This window comes from Bradyrhizobium algeriense (assembly GCF_003062295.1).
Classification (GTDB): domain Bacteria; phylum Pseudomonadota; class Alphaproteobacteria; order Rhizobiales; family Xanthobacteraceae; genus Bradyrhizobium; species Bradyrhizobium algeriense.
The window spans coordinates 106,329-121,978 of the sequence record NZ_PYCN01000014.1 but is presented as its reverse complement, the minus strand read 5'-3'; the positions used below and the strand labels follow the sequence as shown (position 1 = coordinate 121,978).

Annotated in this window: 16 protein-coding genes and 1 pseudogene; 15 read left to right on the top strand and 2 right to left on the bottom strand. The window is 61.6% G+C overall.

The genetic code is table 11. From position 1 onward, the window contains the following. Positions 1–94: 94 nt before the first annotated feature. A complete protein-coding gene (locus tag C7G61_RS24810) occupies positions 95–1,345 on the bottom strand; it encodes an FAD-dependent monooxygenase (RefSeq protein ID WP_202975793.1) in 1,251 nt (416 codons plus the stop codon). A gap of 92 nt (positions 1,346–1,437) precedes the next feature. Between C7G61_RS24810 and C7G61_RS24805 the strand changes: the two genes are divergently transcribed. The 3 genes from C7G61_RS24805 (at position 1,438) to C7G61_RS24795 (ending at position 3,749) form a co-directional block, all read left to right on the top strand. After that, on the top strand, positions 1,438–2,013 hold the full coding sequence (locus tag C7G61_RS24805) for a TetR/AcrR family transcriptional regulator C-terminal domain-containing protein (protein ID WP_108519299.1): 576 nt from the start codon (positions 1,438–1,440) through the stop codon (positions 2,011–2,013). Positions 2,014–2,254: 241 nt separating this feature from the next. After that, the gene (locus tag C7G61_RS24800; RefSeq protein WP_108519298.1) at positions 2,255–2,947 is read left to right on the top strand and encodes an O-methyltransferase; all 693 of its coding nucleotides are present in this window, start codon (positions 2,255–2,257) and stop codon (positions 2,945–2,947) included. 46 nt (positions 2,948–2,993) lie between these two features. Continuing rightward, entirely contained in the window at positions 2,994–3,749 is a 756-nt protein-coding gene (locus tag C7G61_RS24795) for a siderophore-interacting protein (protein WP_244608460.1), read from the top strand. A 70-nt stretch (positions 3,750–3,819) separates the two neighbouring features. On the opposite strand, the gene C7G61_RS24790 is transcribed toward C7G61_RS24795, so the two are convergent. Further along, on the bottom strand, positions 3,820–4,224 hold the full coding sequence (locus tag C7G61_RS24790) for a four-helix bundle copper-binding protein (RefSeq protein ID WP_108519297.1): 405 nt from the start codon (positions 4,222–4,224) through the stop codon (positions 3,820–3,822). Between C7G61_RS24790 and C7G61_RS24785 the strand changes: the two genes are divergently transcribed. The 12 genes and pseudogenes from C7G61_RS24785 (at position 4,223) to C7G61_RS24735 (ending at position 15,473) form a co-directional block, all read left to right on the top strand. Beyond that, the gene (locus C7G61_RS24785) at positions 4,223–4,408 is read left to right on the top strand and encodes a hypothetical protein (RefSeq protein ID WP_108519296.1); all 186 of its coding nucleotides are present in this window, start codon (positions 4,223–4,225) and stop codon (positions 4,406–4,408) included. The genes C7G61_RS24790 and C7G61_RS24785 overlap by 2 nt on opposite strands. Positions 4,409–4,455: 47 nt before the next feature. Continuing rightward, a complete protein-coding gene (locus tag C7G61_RS24780; protein ID WP_108519295.1) occupies positions 4,456–4,824 on the top strand; it encodes a hypothetical protein in 369 nt (122 codons plus the stop codon). Positions 4,825–4,906: 82 nt separating this feature from the next. Continuing rightward, positions 4,907–5,314, top strand: a complete 408-nt coding sequence (locus C7G61_RS24775) for a FixH family protein (protein ID WP_108519294.1) — start codon at positions 4,907–4,909, stop codon at positions 5,312–5,314. After that, positions 5,311–6,714 (top strand): efflux RND transporter periplasmic adaptor subunit, encoded by a 1,404-nt coding sequence (locus C7G61_RS24770; RefSeq protein ID WP_108519293.1) that lies wholly within the window; start codon positions 5,311–5,313, stop codon positions 6,712–6,714. The genes C7G61_RS24775 and C7G61_RS24770 overlap by 4 nt, the downstream gene beginning before the upstream one ends. After that, complete coding sequence (locus C7G61_RS24765; RefSeq protein ID WP_108519292.1) at positions 6,711–9,899, top strand: efflux RND transporter permease subunit; 3,189 nt, start codon at positions 6,711–6,713, stop codon at positions 9,897–9,899. Before C7G61_RS24770 ends, C7G61_RS24765 begins: the two co-directional genes overlap by 4 nt. A 137-nt stretch (positions 9,900–10,036) precedes the next feature. Then, positions 10,037–10,594, top strand: a complete 558-nt coding sequence (locus C7G61_RS24760) for a sigma-70 family RNA polymerase sigma factor (protein WP_108519291.1) — start codon at positions 10,037–10,039, stop codon at positions 10,592–10,594. Beyond that, positions 10,591–11,235 (top strand): DUF1109 domain-containing protein, encoded by a 645-nt coding sequence (locus C7G61_RS24755; RefSeq protein WP_108519290.1) that lies wholly within the window; start codon positions 10,591–10,593, stop codon positions 11,233–11,235. The genes C7G61_RS24760 and C7G61_RS24755 overlap by 4 nt, the downstream gene beginning before the upstream one ends. 114 nt (positions 11,236–11,349) lie before the next feature. Then, positions 11,350–11,604, top strand: a complete 255-nt coding sequence (locus C7G61_RS24750) for a hypothetical protein (protein WP_108519289.1) — start codon at positions 11,350–11,352, stop codon at positions 11,602–11,604. Between the two features lie 74 nt (positions 11,605–11,678). Then, positions 11,679–11,864: pseudogene (locus C7G61_RS47070) on the top strand (hypothetical protein); the annotation flags it as partial. Between the two features lie 228 nt (positions 11,865–12,092). Then, positions 12,093–13,418 carry an FAD-dependent oxidoreductase gene (locus tag C7G61_RS24745; RefSeq protein ID WP_145963684.1) on the top strand — a complete coding sequence of 442 codons (1,326 nt, stop codon included), beginning with the start codon at positions 12,093–12,095 and terminating at the stop codon, positions 13,416–13,418. Positions 13,419–13,503: 85 nt separating this feature from the next. Next, positions 13,504–14,115: a class I SAM-dependent methyltransferase gene (locus C7G61_RS24740; protein ID WP_108519287.1), complete on the top strand. Its 612-nt coding sequence runs from the start codon at positions 13,504–13,506 to the stop codon at positions 14,113–14,115. A gap of 245 nt (positions 14,116–14,360) precedes the next feature. Next, entirely contained in the window at positions 14,361–15,473 is a 1,113-nt protein-coding gene (locus C7G61_RS24735; RefSeq protein WP_108519286.1) for a TRAP transporter substrate-binding protein, read from the top strand. The last annotated feature ends 177 nt before the right edge of the window (positions 15,474–15,650 follow it).

Genomic DNA, 15,650 nt, shown 5'->3' with positions numbered 1-15,650 from the left:
TACATAGCGGAGATGGCGCAACTCGATCGTCAGGCGACGCGCCTCCTTGGCTCGGTTTCTATGTCACGCAATGCCGGCCCGCCTTAGGCGACCTTCAATCCTGGCGGCGTCTGCACGGGATCGACCGGCCCGGCCTGAGTTCTGGATAGTCTGGCAATTTCCAGCCGCCGCCCCTGTCCTGCACCGAAAATTTTGCGATGAGATCCGGAATGCGGAGGAAGCAAGCCAATCCCGTAACAAAATGGAAAACGTCAATTCCCAACTGCGTTCTGGGAATTCCCAGCCGCAGCAGGAATGAATTCACATCTTGAATCTCGTTTACGAATGGCCGCAGCGTCGTCTCGTAACTGGCAAGCGCCATCGACAGATTACCGGCGTGTCGGTTGATCTCGCCGGCCAGGACATAGGCCCCGACCAAAGCGCCGGAGACACCCATGCCGCTGAATGGCGATGCGCAATGCGCCGCATCTCCGACGAGAACCACGCGCCCCATGGACCAAGGAGCTGTGCGAATTTGCACGACCTCTTGCGAGTAGAAGTTTTCAGTTATTTTCATGCCTTCGAGAAATCGCTCGGTCTGCCATCCGGCGTCCCGGAATTTATCGCTCCAGAACTGCTTTTGCTGCTCGACCGGCGCTCGATGAATGGATGATGATTCCTTGGAAGCGTCCCTCAGTGTGAAGTAGACTTGGGTTTCTCTCGGATTGTGGCTTCTGCGAAAAATCATGCGCCCGCCGGGGGCAAGGTATGTCCGGCGGATGTTATTGTCCGTCTCGGTGGGCGGGATGAACCAATACGCCATGTGCATTCCCATTCGCCAGACTGGGTCAGGCGCGTTGGGTGGCAGAATGGCCTTGCGGACGCGCGACCCCTGGCCGTCCGCTCCGACCAGAAGATCAAACGTGTCGGATGTGCCGTCAGAGAAGTAAGCAATGACCTGACTTGTGTCTTGCTCGAAGCGATCGACGGATTTGCCAAAGACATAGTCTACGTCATCCTTTGTCGCATCGTAGAGAATGCGCACAACATCTCCGCGCATGATCTCGTATTCGGAGGTCAAAGACTGCGCGCCCTGGCCAGATGTGTTGGCCATGATGGTCGCCTTCACCTTGCCTTGAGAGTCTACAAAAGCGACGCCCGCTTCATCGACAAGCTTGCTGCGGATGATGTCGAGGAGCCCCATGCGCTTGACGACATCGATGCCTTGGCCGCGAAGGTCGACTTGCGCGCCTGCAGCCCTGAGCGCCGGAAAGCGTTCGACGACGATGACCTGATGACCACCTCCGGCGAGCCAGTAGGCCAGGGCCGGCCCGGCACAACCGCCGCCGCAGATGAGGATTTTCACAGGTCATTCCGGTTTCAGTTTGCACAAATAGAGGGAAGCCTATCGCTGATAGATTCATTTGCAGAATTATCTATCGATGATAGATTGTCAAGATGACCAAGATGACTCGTGAAACCGTCATCGCCGAGGCGCTTGATCTGCTCGATGAGGTTGGCTTCGACGCCGTCAGCACAAGGCGGCTGGCAACACGGCTGGGCGTCGAACAGCCCTCGCTCTATTGGCATTTCCGCAGGAAGACGGAACTGCTCGCTGCGATGGCTGATGAAGCGATGGCGCCCCATGCGACCGCGCCGCTACCGATACCCACGGACGACTGGCGGGCCTGGTTCCTCGCTAACATGCGCAGCTTCCGACGAACGCTCCTGTGGCGCCGCGACGGCGCGCGGCTCCATGCCGGATCCCGTCCCGGAGTTGCGGATATGGACCGGATTGCGCACAAGATCGCCTTCCTGGTCGCTTCCGGCCTGGGAGAACAGGATGCCAAGATGGCGATGCTCGCTGCCGGCCACTTCACCGTTGGCAGCGTGCTGGAAGAGCAGGCGGACGCCAGCTTGAGTGCCGATAGGGATCGCAGGACCGATGGTGCGCCTGTAGACTATGAGGCAGCGTTTGAAGCGGGCTTGACGCTCATCGTGGATGGCTTGGCCCAACGTCAGAAGCGCGCATGACTCTGGTCTGCGCGCAGATACCTCGGAACGTTCGGCCGCCCGCCCAGGGGCTGTCCGCCCGGTATTTGGCGGAACGCCGCATCGCCGCGTGAGCGCTGGTCCACCCGCGGACAAATCCCCTCGCGGCGCTGACCAGAAATCGCAATATATTGTCGTATTTGCGGAATGCGGTCAGGCGGCCGATCTCGTATTTCTGGCTCTGACGCGTACGCACTGGCGCGTCCCTAGGAGCCGGAAAAAAATGGATTCAGTCAGCAGCGGTCTCGTCGCGGAAGTTCTCCAACGCCTTCATCAGGAAGCGGATGCGGCCGATGCACCGCTGATGCAGGCCTACGCGAGCGAGATAACCAATGTCGAGCAGGCGATGAAACAGGTTGTCGAGGCCGAGAACAAGGATTTGACGGGACTGTATCACGGTTACGCCGATAATTTCCTGAGCGTCTCCCCGGAGTTTGGGCGCTTTCTCTACATGTGCGCCCGTAGCTGCAAGGCTAAGCGCATCGTCGAGTTCGGTTCTTCGATGGGGATTTCCGCCATCTATATGGCGGCGGCGCTGCGTGACATGGGCGGCGGCATCCTGATCGGCACCGAGCTTGAACCCAGCAAGGCCGAGCGGGCGCAGGCGAACCTCAGGGCCGCCGGGCTGGCCGATCTTGTCGAGTTTCGGATCGGCGATGCGCGGGAAACCCTCAAAGCCGGCGTCGGCGGCGACATCGACATGGCGATGCTCGATGGCGCCTTCACCCTCTATCTTCCCGTCCTCACGCTGCTGGAGCCCCATCTGAAGCCCGGCGCGATAATCATCGGCGAGAACGCGTTCACGGAGGCGGGCGGCTACATCGAGTATGTCCGCGATCCGCAGAACGGCTATCTCTCACTGCCGCTGTCGTTCGATCCGGGGCGCGGCAACGAATTCACGGTCAAGACGAGGTGATCCGCGTGGGCCACGACGTCGAAATGTCGGTGAGAGGAGCGAACCTTTGACCCAACCCGCCGACGAACCGCAAAATTCTGCGCCGCCGCTCACTCCGCCGGGCCCTGTCACGCGGACGTTGCTGCGATGGTTCATGCGTCCCGCGCGCGTCGCGGCAGTCGAGACGCTCTCGCCCCGCTTCCGGCTGGCCGACCTGGAAGGCGAGGCGCTCAGGAACGTCGCCTGGACGGCGGGCCAAAAGGTCCAGGTTTCGATGGGCTCGGGCCTTAGCGCGCGGACCTATACGCCGATGTCGTGGGACGCCGACAGCGGCAGGACACGAATGCTCACCTTCGCGCATGGCGACGGTCCCGGCAGCCGATGGGCAAGCGGCCTGCGCGAAGGCGAAACTTGCCAGTTCTTCGGTCCGCGCCGCTCGCTCGATCTATCCGGCCTTGAATCGCCGGTGGTTCTGTTCGGCGATGAAACCTCGTTCGGCCTGGCGGCGGCACTCCGCGATAGTCCGCAGGGTGCCAGCGCAACCCATGTGTTCGAGGTCTCGGATGTCGTGGAGTCGCGGCCGGTGCTGGAGGCGATCGGCCTCGGCCAAGCGACCTTGATCGAGCGCCTCGCCGCCGACGCCCATCTCGCCGCAGCCGAAGCCGAGGTGTTGCGCCTTGCCGCAAGCGGCGCGCATTTCGTTCTTACGGGCAAGGCATCGTCGATCCAGCGCGTAAGCCGGGCCCTGAAAGCAGTCGGCATCGTATCATCGCGGGTGAAGAGCAAGGCCTATTGGGCGCAGGGCAAGATCGGGTTGGACTAGGTTTGATGACATTCAACGCAGCCAGACCATGGCAGCGGCAAGGTTTGAGAATCCTGAATGTCGGTCCAACCTAGTGCGCCATGCCGCGTGCCAATTCCTGGCAGGCCTCCATGCAGCGGCGGCAGCTTTCCGCGCAGATGCGGCAATGTTCATGCATGGAAGCGTGCTTCTGGCACTCCTCCGCGCAAAGCCGGCAGGCGGCGGCGCAGACGCTGAGCATGCGGCGCATCACTTCGTCATCGGAACCCGTCCTGCGGGTCATGATGCGGCCGGTGATATTGCAGATGTCGGCGCAATCCAGGTCCAGGCGGATGCACTGGGTCAGCTCCTGCACCATGCGCTCTGACAGGCAGGCGTCGGCACAGGAGGTGCAGGTCTGGGCGCAGGAATAACATTCCTCGATGCAGCGGATCAGGGCGTCGTTGATCTGGCCCTGGACGGCCGGGTGGGTGCCGATCATTTCGCGGGCGTGCATGGTGGTGCTCCTGGCTGGAGGGCAGACCGCCAACCGGGCGGTCGTTACCTTTAAGTCGCGGCCCAGAAAAATGTTCTGGCTCTCCGGCAATACGAACCTGGCCCTGCCGGTGCGGATGGATTTGATTCATCGCAATGCGATCATTCCCGACCGGGATATGTTAACGAAACCCGCGATTTCGTGATGGAACTTTGCTTCCCATCATGGGTCGGGTTGTGCGAAACTGGTCCCGTGAAACGCTCGATCCACCTTTGCCGGCTGCTGGCGGTCCTTGTGATCGTCGGCCTCGTCATCGCCCCGCTCACGGCGCGGGCGAATACGGGCGCGACGGCATCGATGACGTCGATGTCCGATGACATGACCGCCATGTCCGACGATATGCCGTGCTGCCCGGATAAATCGTCGCCTGTGGATTGCGGCCAGTGCCCGTTGATGGCGCTCTGCGTGTCGACGACGTTGCAGGCGCCGCTGCCGGCTGGTGTCGCTGAAATCCTGCCCGTTACGCTTCGGATGCTGCTTCCCGGCAGCGATCCCGAAGTGGAAAGCGTCGGGTATTCACCTCCTCCAAAACCTCCCCGGTCCCTGGTCCTTTCGGCGTAGCTCGCCGGAGTACGCGGCGCTCTTGCGGCGTCCGCGCCCATGCCGCCATCGCGGCTGACCACGAGACCTGAGGATTATCACTATGAAGGCCAATCAGTTTTCGCGCACCCTTTGGGTTGCGCTGACCGGCGCTGCGATGACCTGCGCCGCCACCGTCGCGCTTGCCGACATCAAGAACTACGAGTTTAGGTTTGTCGAACCGACCGTGAAGGCCGGCCCCGACAAGACCATCACCGTGAAGCTCGTCGACAAGACGACGGGCAAGTCCGTTCCGGACGCGGTCATTTTCGCCACGCGCCTCGACATGGCGCCCGATGCCATGCAGGAGATGGTCACCAAGGTCATCCCGCTCCCGGGATCGGAGCCGGGCACCTACCGGTTCAAGGCCAATTTCAGCATGGCCGGCCGCTGGCAGTTGTCGCTTGGCGCCAAGGTGCAGGGTGAAACCGGCACGGTCGAAAACAAGCTCGTCATTCAGGCCGACAAATGAAACGGTCGATCCTGCTAGTCGTGGCAGCCGCTGCCATTGCGGCTGCGACGGTGGCCGTCATCATCTCGCGTCCGTTCGTCTTGTCGAGTGGAGATACCAAGCACGCTCATGTCATCGCGCAAGCCGAACCGGCTGCCGCTGCGATCTACTACCAGGATCCGGACGACAAGCCGCTCTATTCGCTGGTGCCGAAAAAGACATCTGACGGCCGTGACTACCGTGCCGTCCCCGCGGGCGCCGACGTCAGTTTCGACGATCCGGCGGAAGTGGCGGCTGCGCCGCCTGCCGACCGCAAGATCAAGTACTACCGCAACCCGATGGGTCTGCCGGATGTTTCGCCGACGCCGAAGAAGGACTCGATGGGGATGGATTACATCCCCGTCTACGAGGGCGACGACAGCGACGACGGATCGGTCAAGGTCTCGCCCGGAAAGATCCAGCGCACCGGCGTCAAGTCGGAGCCGGCCGTCCGGCGCGTGATCCGCACCATGATCCGCGCGCCCGGCACGGTTCAGCTCGATGAACGGCGCGTCTCCGTGATCTCGATGCGCGCCGAAAGCTATGTCCAGAAAGTTGCCGACGTCACCACGGGAGCGCACGTCGTCAAGGGCCAGCCGCTGATGGAAATCTACAGCCCGGCGGTTTCGTCCGCGGCTGCCGAATACATCTCGACGCTCAATTCCAAAGTCACCGGCGGCAGCGAGGGGCCATATGGCAGGGGCTCGCGTCAGCGGCTGATGAATCTGGACGTGCCTGAAGCGGCCATCCTCGCCATCGAGAAGAGCCGCAACGTTCCGATCGGGATCGAATGGACATCGCCACGCGATGGGATCGTTCTCGAACGCAACGTCACTGAAGGCATGCGCGCCCAACCGGGCGACGTATTGTTCAGGATTGCCGATCACTCGGTGCTGTGGGCCATCATCGACGTGGCCGAACGCGACCTCGGTAGCGTGGCGATCGGCCAGCGCGCGACAGTGCGCGCGCGCAGTTTTCCCGGAAAGGAATTTCTGGGGAAGATCAACGTCATCTATCCGCAGATCAACAAGGAGACGCGAACGGCGCGCGTGCGCGTCGAACTGTCCAATCCGCAACTGCTGTTGATTCACGACATGTATGTCGATGCCGAAATCGACACTGGCAGTCCGGAAGCCGTTTTGGCCGTTCCGGAAAGCGCCGTCATGGATACAGGTAGCCGGCAGGCGGTTCTGGTCGATAAGGGGGGAGGGCGGTTCGAGCCGCGCGAGGTCAAGCTCGGCCAGCGCGGAGAGGGATATGTCGAGATCCGCGAGGGCCTTGCCGAGGATGATGCGGTGGTGGTCTCGGCCAATTTCCTGATCGACGCCGAGAGCAATCTGAAGGCGGCGCTGAAAGGCTTTGCCGAGGGAGCCCAGCCATGATTGCCCGCCTCATCGCCTGGTCGGCGCGCAACCTGCTGCTGGTGTTTTTCGGCACGACGTTTGCCGCCGCAGCGGGTCTCTACGCGCTGGCGCATTTGCCCCTCGACGCCATTCCGGACCTCTCTGATACGCAGGTGATCGTCTACACGGAGTATCCGGGGCAAGCGCCGCAGGTGATCGAGGACCAGGTCACCTATCCCCTGACCACGGCCATGCTCACGGTGCCGCGCTCGAAAGTCGTGCGCGGGTTCTCGTTCTTCGGCGTGTCGTTCGTCTATGTCATCTTCGAGGACGGCACCGACATCTATTGGGCGCGCTCCCGCGTGCTGGAATTCCTGAACGCCGCGACCTCGCGCATTCCCGCGGGCGTGACGCCGACCATCGGCCCGGATGCGACCGGCGTCGGCTGGGTTTACCAATACGCTATCATGTCGAAGGAGCTGAACCTTTCCGAAACACGCGCGATCCAGGACTGGAATCTGAAGTTTGCACTTGCCAAGGCCGAAGGTGTCGCGGAAGTCGCGAGCGTTGGCGGCTTCGTCAAGCAATATAACGTGATCCTCGATCCGCAGCGCATGCGCGACCGCGGCATCACCATGCAGAAGATTCGCGAGGCGATCCGCGCCAGCAACGCCGATGTCGGCGGCCGCACCGTCGAACTGTCCGAATTCGAATACGTCATTCGCGGCAAGGGCTACCTGAAGAGCATCAATGACCTCGGCAACGTCGTACTGAAGGTAAGCAACGGCACGCCGGTGCTGCTGCGCGACGTCGCCCGGGTGGAGCTAGGCCCCGACGAGCGGCGCGGCATCACCGAACTGAACGGTGAGGGCGAGGTCGCGAGCGGTATTGTGCTGCAGCGTTTTGGCGTCAACGCGCTCGACGTCATTGAGAACGTCAAGAAGCGTTTCAAGGAAATCGCCAGCAGCCTGCCGAAATCGGTCGAGATTGTGCCGGTCTACGATCGCTCGAACCTGATATACGCGGCCATCGACACGCTCAAGCACACGCTGTTTGAGGAGAGCGTCGTCGTAGCATTGGTCTGTATCGTGTTCCTGCTGCACGTTCGCAGCGCACTGGTCGCCATCCTGATGCTGCCGGTCGGCGTGCTGATGGCGTTTGGCGCGATGAAGCTGCTCGGGATCGGCTCCAACATCATGAGCCTCGGCGGCATCGCGATCGCGATCGGAGCGATGGTGGATGCGGCGATCGTCATGATCGAGAATGCGCACAAGCACCTCGAACGAGCGGAGCCTGGAAAGTCCCGGGTGGCCGTCCTGATCGAAGCGGCCTCGCAGGTCGGGCCGGCGCTGTTCTTCAGCCTCCTGATCATTACTGTCTCATTCATGCCGATCTTCACGCTGGAGCAGCAGGAAGGGCGCTTGTTCAGCCCGCTCGCCTTCACCAAGACCTTTGCCATGGCTGCCGCCGCACTGCTCTCGGTGACGTTGGTGCCGGCGCTGATGGTGATCTTCGTCCGCGGCAGAATCGTTCCCGAGCACAAGAACCCGATCAACCGCTTTCTGATCTGGATCTACCGGCCCGTTATCAAGGGCGTCCTGCGCGCCAAAACGCTGGTTGTCCTGCTCGCACTCGCGATTCTGGCAGTGAGCGTCTGGCCCGCCCGGCAGCTAGGCACCGAATTCATGCCGAACCTGAACGAGGGCACGCTGCTCTATATGCCGACGACATTACCGGGCATCTCTGTCACCAAGTCCGCTGAACTGATGCAGACCCAGGATCGGATCATCCGTTCTTTTCCTGAAGTCGCGTCCGTCTACGGCAAGGCAGGCCGCGCCGCGACTGCAACCGATCCGGCGCCGTCGGAAATGTACGAGACCATCGTCAATCTCAAACCGAAGCAGGAGTGGCGAGCCGGCGTGACAATCGACAGCTTGATCGCGGAGATGGACAAGGCACTACAGTTTCCTGGCGTCTCCAACGCCTGGACCATGCCGATCAAGGCCCGCATCGATATGCTGTCGACCGGCATCCGCACCCCGGTCGGGGTCAAGGTGATCGGTACCGATCTGATCGAGATCGACAAGCTAGCCAAGCAGATCGAGCAGGTCGTGAAGGCGGTCCCCGGCACTTCGTCCGCCTACGCCGAGCGCGGCATCGGTGGCTACTATCTGGAGATCACGCCGGACCGCGAAGCGATGGCGCGCTACGGCATCATGGTCCAGGACGTCCAGGACACCATTGCAACGGCGCTTGGCGGGCAGACGGTCACAACGACGGTCGAGGGACGCCAGCGCTTCTCCGTCAACATGCGCTACCCGCGGGATTTGCGCGATAGTCCGAAGACGATTGAAAGCGACGTGTTGGTGCCGATGCCAGCCGGCGGCGCCGTCCCGATCGGCGAAGTCGCAAAGGTCGCGCAGGCGCGGGGGCCGTCCTCGATCCGCACCGAGAATGGCCAACTGGCGACCTATATCTATGTCGACATCCGTGACCGCGACCTCGGCGGCTATGTCGCTGACGCCCAGCGCGCTGTGCAGGCCAGCATCCAGTTTCCGCCGGGCTACTACGTCATGTGGAGTGGCCAGTACGAATACCTCGAGCGCGCCACTGCCCGGCTGAAGATCGTCGTCCCCGTGACGCTGTTGATCATCTTCCTGCTGCTGTACCTCAACTTCCGCTCGATCACCGAGACGATGATCGTCATGCTCTCGCTGCCATTCGCGCTGGTCGGCGGTCTCTGGCTGATGTGGTGGCTTGGCTTCAACCTGTCGGTCGCGGTCGCCGTCGGCTTCATTGCGCTGGCTGGAGTAGCCGCCGAGACCGGCGTGGTGATGCTGATCTACCTCAACCAGGCATTGGCTGAGATCAAGGGCCGGAGCGACGCCGAGGGCCGCGCCCTGACGCGCAGCGACCTTTACGATGCCATCATGGAGGGCGCGGTCGAGCGCGTGCGCCCGAAGATGATGACGGTGGTCGCGATCATGGCGGGCCTGCTGCCGATCATGTGGAGTACCGGTACCGGCTCCGAAATCATGCAGCGGATCGCCGTGCCGATGATCGGCGGCATGATCTCCTCGACGCTGCTGACGCTGATCGTGATTCCGGCGATCTTTGGCCTGGTGAAGGGCTTTCGGCTGGGAAACGTGGACGATGCCGGTAGCCGATCGCCGCCGCCGGCAATTGAGCCCGTCGAACGTAAGCGACCAGAGGCCGTCGCATAACGGAGCGGCACTATGGCAATTCGCGCAGACGTGGGTCGGGTCCGGATACTCGTCATGCCATCCGCGATTTTTTTCGTCGTAGCGGCAGTAGACTGTAACCAAACCAGTCGGGCCGGCGAACTCACGAGATAGCAGGCATGACGACCCTGGAAATCGAACTCAAGGCCCTGATGCTTGCGAGCCTGGACGGTAACGCGGCGTCGTACCGCTCGTTGCTCGATCAGTTGAGCCGCCGCTTGCGCGCTTATTACAAGACTAAGTTCGCAGCGCTCGGCAGAGGTACATCGGAGGCTGAAGATCTGGTTCAAGAAGCTGTATTGGCAATCCATATCAAGCGGCATACCTACGACCCGAGAGAGCCATTGACGCCCTGGGTGCACGCCATCGCGCGCTACAAATTGATCGATTTTCTGCGTCGCAACCGTGCTTCGCTCGCCGACGTGCCGATCGACGAAGCCGACGAGGTCATGGCGGATGACGACCATACGGGCGCCGAAAGCACATATGATATCAGACGACTGATGGAACGGCTGCCGGAAGGCATGCAATGTTCGATCCAGGCTGTGAAGCTTGACGGACTGAGCGTAGCCGAAGCCGCAAGAAGATGCGGTCTTTCCGAGTCGGGCGTAAAGGTAAACATCCACCGTGGGCTCAAGGCGCTGGCTGCGCTGATTGCCCGGGAAACCCGAACATGAAGACGGATGATCTGGTTGAACTCCTGAGTACCAACCTTGAACCGATCGACCGCAATGCGGTCGTTCGCACGCTTTGCGTTGCAATTGTCGCAGGGGCGATCGTGGCGCTCGGCATCGCCGTTGTCGGCTTGGGCTTCCGCGCCGACTTGGTAACAGCCCGCGCACTGATGTTTCTCGCCGTAAAGCTTGCCTTTGCAATCGGTATCGTCGGCGTCGCGCTGCTTTACCTGACGAGACTGGCACGGCCGGGCGGGGAACGGAAAATCTCGCCCGCCTTGCTTGTCGCTGTGCCGTTTCTCGTCATCGTGGTTCTTGCCGCCATCAGCCTTGGATCCGCACCCCAGTCACATTGGGAAAGGATGATTGTGGGCGATGAATGGCTGGAATGCCTTCTCTCCATTCCGGTCATTGCGATCGTTCCCTTCGCTGTTTCGATTTGGGCCGTGCGAAAAGGCGCTCCCACCAATCTTTCGCGAGCCGGCGCGTTCGCAGGTCTCGTTGCGGGAGGCGTCAGCGCGATGGCTTATGCGCTCCATTGCACGGACGATTCGCTGCCGTTTATTGCCGTCTGGTACGGCGGAACGATTGTGCTGTGCACTCTAGCAGGTGCAGCATTGGGACCACGGCTGCTTCGTTGGTGATGACGTATCAGGTGGCTTCACGTCGACGTGAGCCTGTAACCGGCTGACAACCGGCTCCGAACTCATGGTTAGAAGCGCATATCACGGCGCTTTCAAACATCATGGAGCCGGAACATGTCAACCAAACACCTTCTGACAATCTCACTCTTGTTGCCGCTCGTGGCGGTCTCCACTACCGCACAAGCAGCCTCGACCATTACCGATAGGAGCTATTGGCCGAACGAGGCCAGGAAGAGCACGCCGATCAGAGCTGGCTCGCAAGCCGATCCGTATTCTGCATTCGCCTATGATCGGGCAACGTCCCGTCCGGCCCCCACGATCGCCGGCGGATCGGCGTTCCGCTACCAGGGCGGACCGAAGGGTCGTTGATACCCAAAGCCGCGCTATACCGCCGTATGAAAGTCGCCGGCCGAGGCATTGGCGCGATCTAAGCAAGAGGGGTTGCGGTTGATCGTCTACTCCCGCAACCCATCACATTTCCTTTCATCGCAGCAAGAGGCGTTCCTATGACGCAGCGCATCGCGGTGCCGATGATCGGCGGCATGATTTCGTCAACGCTGCTGACGCTGATCGTGATCCCGGCGATCTACGCGATGGTCAAGGGGGCGGGGCTTGGCAAGTTCCGGTGAGGAAAGCGGAGCCCGGACAAGCAGGAGCCAGTGTGATCTAGGCGCTGTTTGCAACCTGGTTGAGCTGACCTCTTGGTGATGGGCTCCGAACTCAAACTTGTGATGCCGTTCACCATCGCCCCAAGGAAGATCAGATAAGCTTGGTTACCCGCAGCAGCTGCGTCCGCCGTACGTGTCCGTTGATCGCCTTTCGATCTTGTTTGACATACTCCGTTCCAGGAGGAAGACGTGCCAGATCTTAGCAGAAGCCATGCCGTGGTTATTGGCGCCGGCATGGCCGGCCTTACGGCCGCTCAGGCGATCTCGGGGCATTTCGGGAAAGTCACGATCATCGAACGGGACGTGCTTCCCGCCGACGCTGCGCCCCGAAGCGGCACGCCGCAGGCCCAGCATGCCCATATACTGCTCGCAGGCGGGCTGAAGGCGCTGCAGACCCTGTTTCCGGGATTTGAGAACGATCTGGCGGAAGCGGGTGCCGTGAAGATCCGCACGGGTAAGGATATAAGGTTTGAGCGTCCCGGGTTTGATCCTTTCCCGATTCGCGATCTCGGCTTCGACATTTTCTGCATGTCGCGCCCACTGCTCGAAGCCGTGACGCGACGACGCGTTCAGCAGACGGCCAACATCAACATTTGCGTGCGCTCCCGCGTGACCGGGCTGGTCGCATCGCGTGATGCAAAGCGGATCGAGGCGGTCCGTTATGACAGCGAAGATGGTCCTGCCGTGACCCAGGAATCCGACCTGGTTGTTGAAGCCTCCGGCCGCTGCGGCCTGACGCTGAAGCTGCTCGAAGAGCTTTCTCTCGAGAGGCCCGAGGAAACCGAGATCGGCATTGATCAGGCTTACGCGAGCACTATCGTCGAGCGACCAATCGATCACAATGCTGACTGGCTCGGCAATATCATCCTGCCGTCAGCACCCGCCAGCAGCCGCGGAGCGTTCCTGTTTCCGATCGAGAAGCAGCGGTGGCTGCTTTCCGTCGGAGCCAATCATGGCGATGCGCCTCCGGGCGACCGCGCAGGATTCATGGATTTCGTCAGGAGCCTGCGCACCCCGACCATCTATGACGCGGTCCGGGATGCGCGGCCGCTGACTGATATCGTCCGCTACCAGCTGCCTTGCAGCACGCGGCGGCATTTCGAGCGCCTTGAGGCTTTCCCGGCAGGGCTGCTCGTGATCGGCGATGCCCTCTGCCGCTTTAATCCAGTGTTCGGGCAGGGCATGAGCGTGGCGGCACAGGAGGCCGTGATCCTGGAGCGGTTGCTGGCGGAAGGTGTTCCCATGGAGCGGCTCGCGCGAGACTTCTTTGCTGCCATCCAGGACACCATCGCAACGCCGTGGGGCGTTGCCGTCTCCGATTTCGTCTACCCCGCCACGCGCGGCGTTCGGCCCGCCGACCTCGCGCAGCGCTTGCAATACGGTATGGCCTTGACCAGGCTCGCCGCTGCGGATCCCGAGGTGCACCGGTTGACCGTGGAAGTCTCGCAACTGCTCAAGCCGCAGGCCGCGCTGCGCGAGCCGGCGCTCGTGGCGCGCGTGATGTCGCTGATGTGACGGCAAGGCGGGCCGCAGTGGATCTTGTTGCCGTCATTGCCGCTCGGCTCGAAAAGTGACAGGTTGCGCCCGAAGGAAATGAGCCATGGGCTTCTACAACGACCATATCCTGCCGCGGGTTTGTGATCTCGCGATGCGCAACAAGCAACTGCGGCCGTATCGCGAGCGGGTGACCGGTGCGGCCGAAGGGCGGGTGATCGAGATCGGGATCGGTTCAGGCCGGAACTTGCCGTTCTATAGATCACCGGTGCAAGAGGTGTTGGCGCTGGAGCCGTCTGCGAAGCTGATCGCGATGGCGCGACAGGCGCTGCGTCCGGGTATGCCGGTCAACTTCATCGAAGCTTCCGCGGAAGCCATTCCACTCGACGATCGCAGCGTCGATACCGTTGTCACCACCTGGACCTTGTGCAGCATTCCAGATGCCGCGATGGCGCTCACTGAAATGCGCCGCGTGCTTCGGCCGGGCGGCAAGCTCCTGTTCGTGGAGCACGGCATGGCGCCGGACAAGAATGTCCGGCGATGGCAGGACTGGTTGACGCCGGCCTGGAAACGCATCAGTGGCGGCTGTCATCTCAATCGACCCATCGGCGCGATGATCGAAAGTGCAGGGTTCAGGATCGATCGGGTGGAGACCGGCTATATGCCTGGACCCAAGGCGATGACGTTCATGTACGAGGGCAGCGCGCGACCAAACTAGCCGCATGGCGGACATGGCCCGACTTGCTGTTGGCTTGACCCGGTCGCGAATGACCCTAACGGCCCGGTCGCCCGGCAGCCATTTCGCAGGGAAATTCGTCTCATTGGCAAGTAAGCCCGCTCCGGCGGGTCGCTCTGGCTGAAGCACCTCATCCGCGGTAGGATTGTTCGCGGGCGGAAACCCGATGGCTCGCCTGCACGCTGTTAAAGGGAGGTACAACGAACACTAGAGGGAGGTAAAAACCAATGAAAATCAGTTCGCTTACGAGGACGGCTCTGGTCGCGGCAGTCTCTGCCACATTGGCGTTCGCCGTCACGGCGCATGCCCAGCAGCCTCGAATCCTCAAGATCCAGTCAGCGGTGCCCGCGTCGACCACCACGCAGGACGCGTTGAAGTTCTTCGCCGAGCGGGTCGACAAGCTGACCGGCGGCAACCTCAAGATCGACGCGCTGCCAGGCGGCGCGGTCGTGCCGCCTTTCGAGATCCTGGATGCCACGCACAAGAAGGTGATCGATGGTGCTTACGGCATCTCCTACTGGTGGGTCGGCAAGAACAATGCCGCAACGCTGTTCGCGAACACTCCGGCCGGCATTGCCGGCATGGATGCAATCGACTTCATCGGCTGGGTCTACGACGGGGGCGGCCTCGAGCTGTGGAACGAGTTCTATCAGAAGGAGCTGAAGCTCAATCTGGTCGCATTCCCGAGCATCCCGCCCAGTCCGCAGGCGCTCGGCTGGTTCAAGCGGCCAATCAAGGACCTCCCCGACTTCAAGGGCATGAAGTGCCGCCAGACCGGTATCGTCTCCCAGCTCTATGCCAAGATGGGCATGGCTGTCGTCAATATGCCGGGGGGTGAGATTCTGCCTGCTGCCGAGCGTGGCACTATCGATTGTGCGGAATGGGTTGGTGGAGTCGAGGACCTGCGCCTCGGCTTGCATACGGTTTGGAAGTACCATTACACGCCCGGCATGCACGAGAGCGCCTCGGTCGCCGAACTCGCGATCAACAAGGATGTCTGGGACAGCCTGCCGGATCAGAACAAGGAAGCGATCAAGTCGGCCTCATCGGAGACCTTCCTGCGCTGGTGGGCGACGTTTCAGAGGATGAACGCGGAGGCCATTGCGGAGTTTACGACCAAGCACGGCGTGAAGCTCCTGACGACGCCGCCGGAGGTCAACACGGCGTTCCTGAAAACCTGGGACGAGTTCGCGGCGGCGGAATCCGCGAAGAATCCGTTCTTCAAGAAGGTCTACGAGTCCCAGCGGGCCTATGCCTCAAAGGTGGTGCCGGCCAAGCGCTTCATGTTTCCGCCTTACGCATTGCAGGCCGATCACTATTGGCCCGCGAAAACGCAATGACATGGCGTTGACGGATATTTCGGGACAAGAGGATAGATGGAAGGGCGGCCTTGGCCGCCCTTCTTGCTCCGGAGGTTCGGTCAAGCGAAGCGTGCCCCCAACAGGAGCCAGTGCGGCGCTCCCGATTTATGTTGGGGTCATCGCCGACGCTCGACCCAACCTACAAGCAAGCCTTCT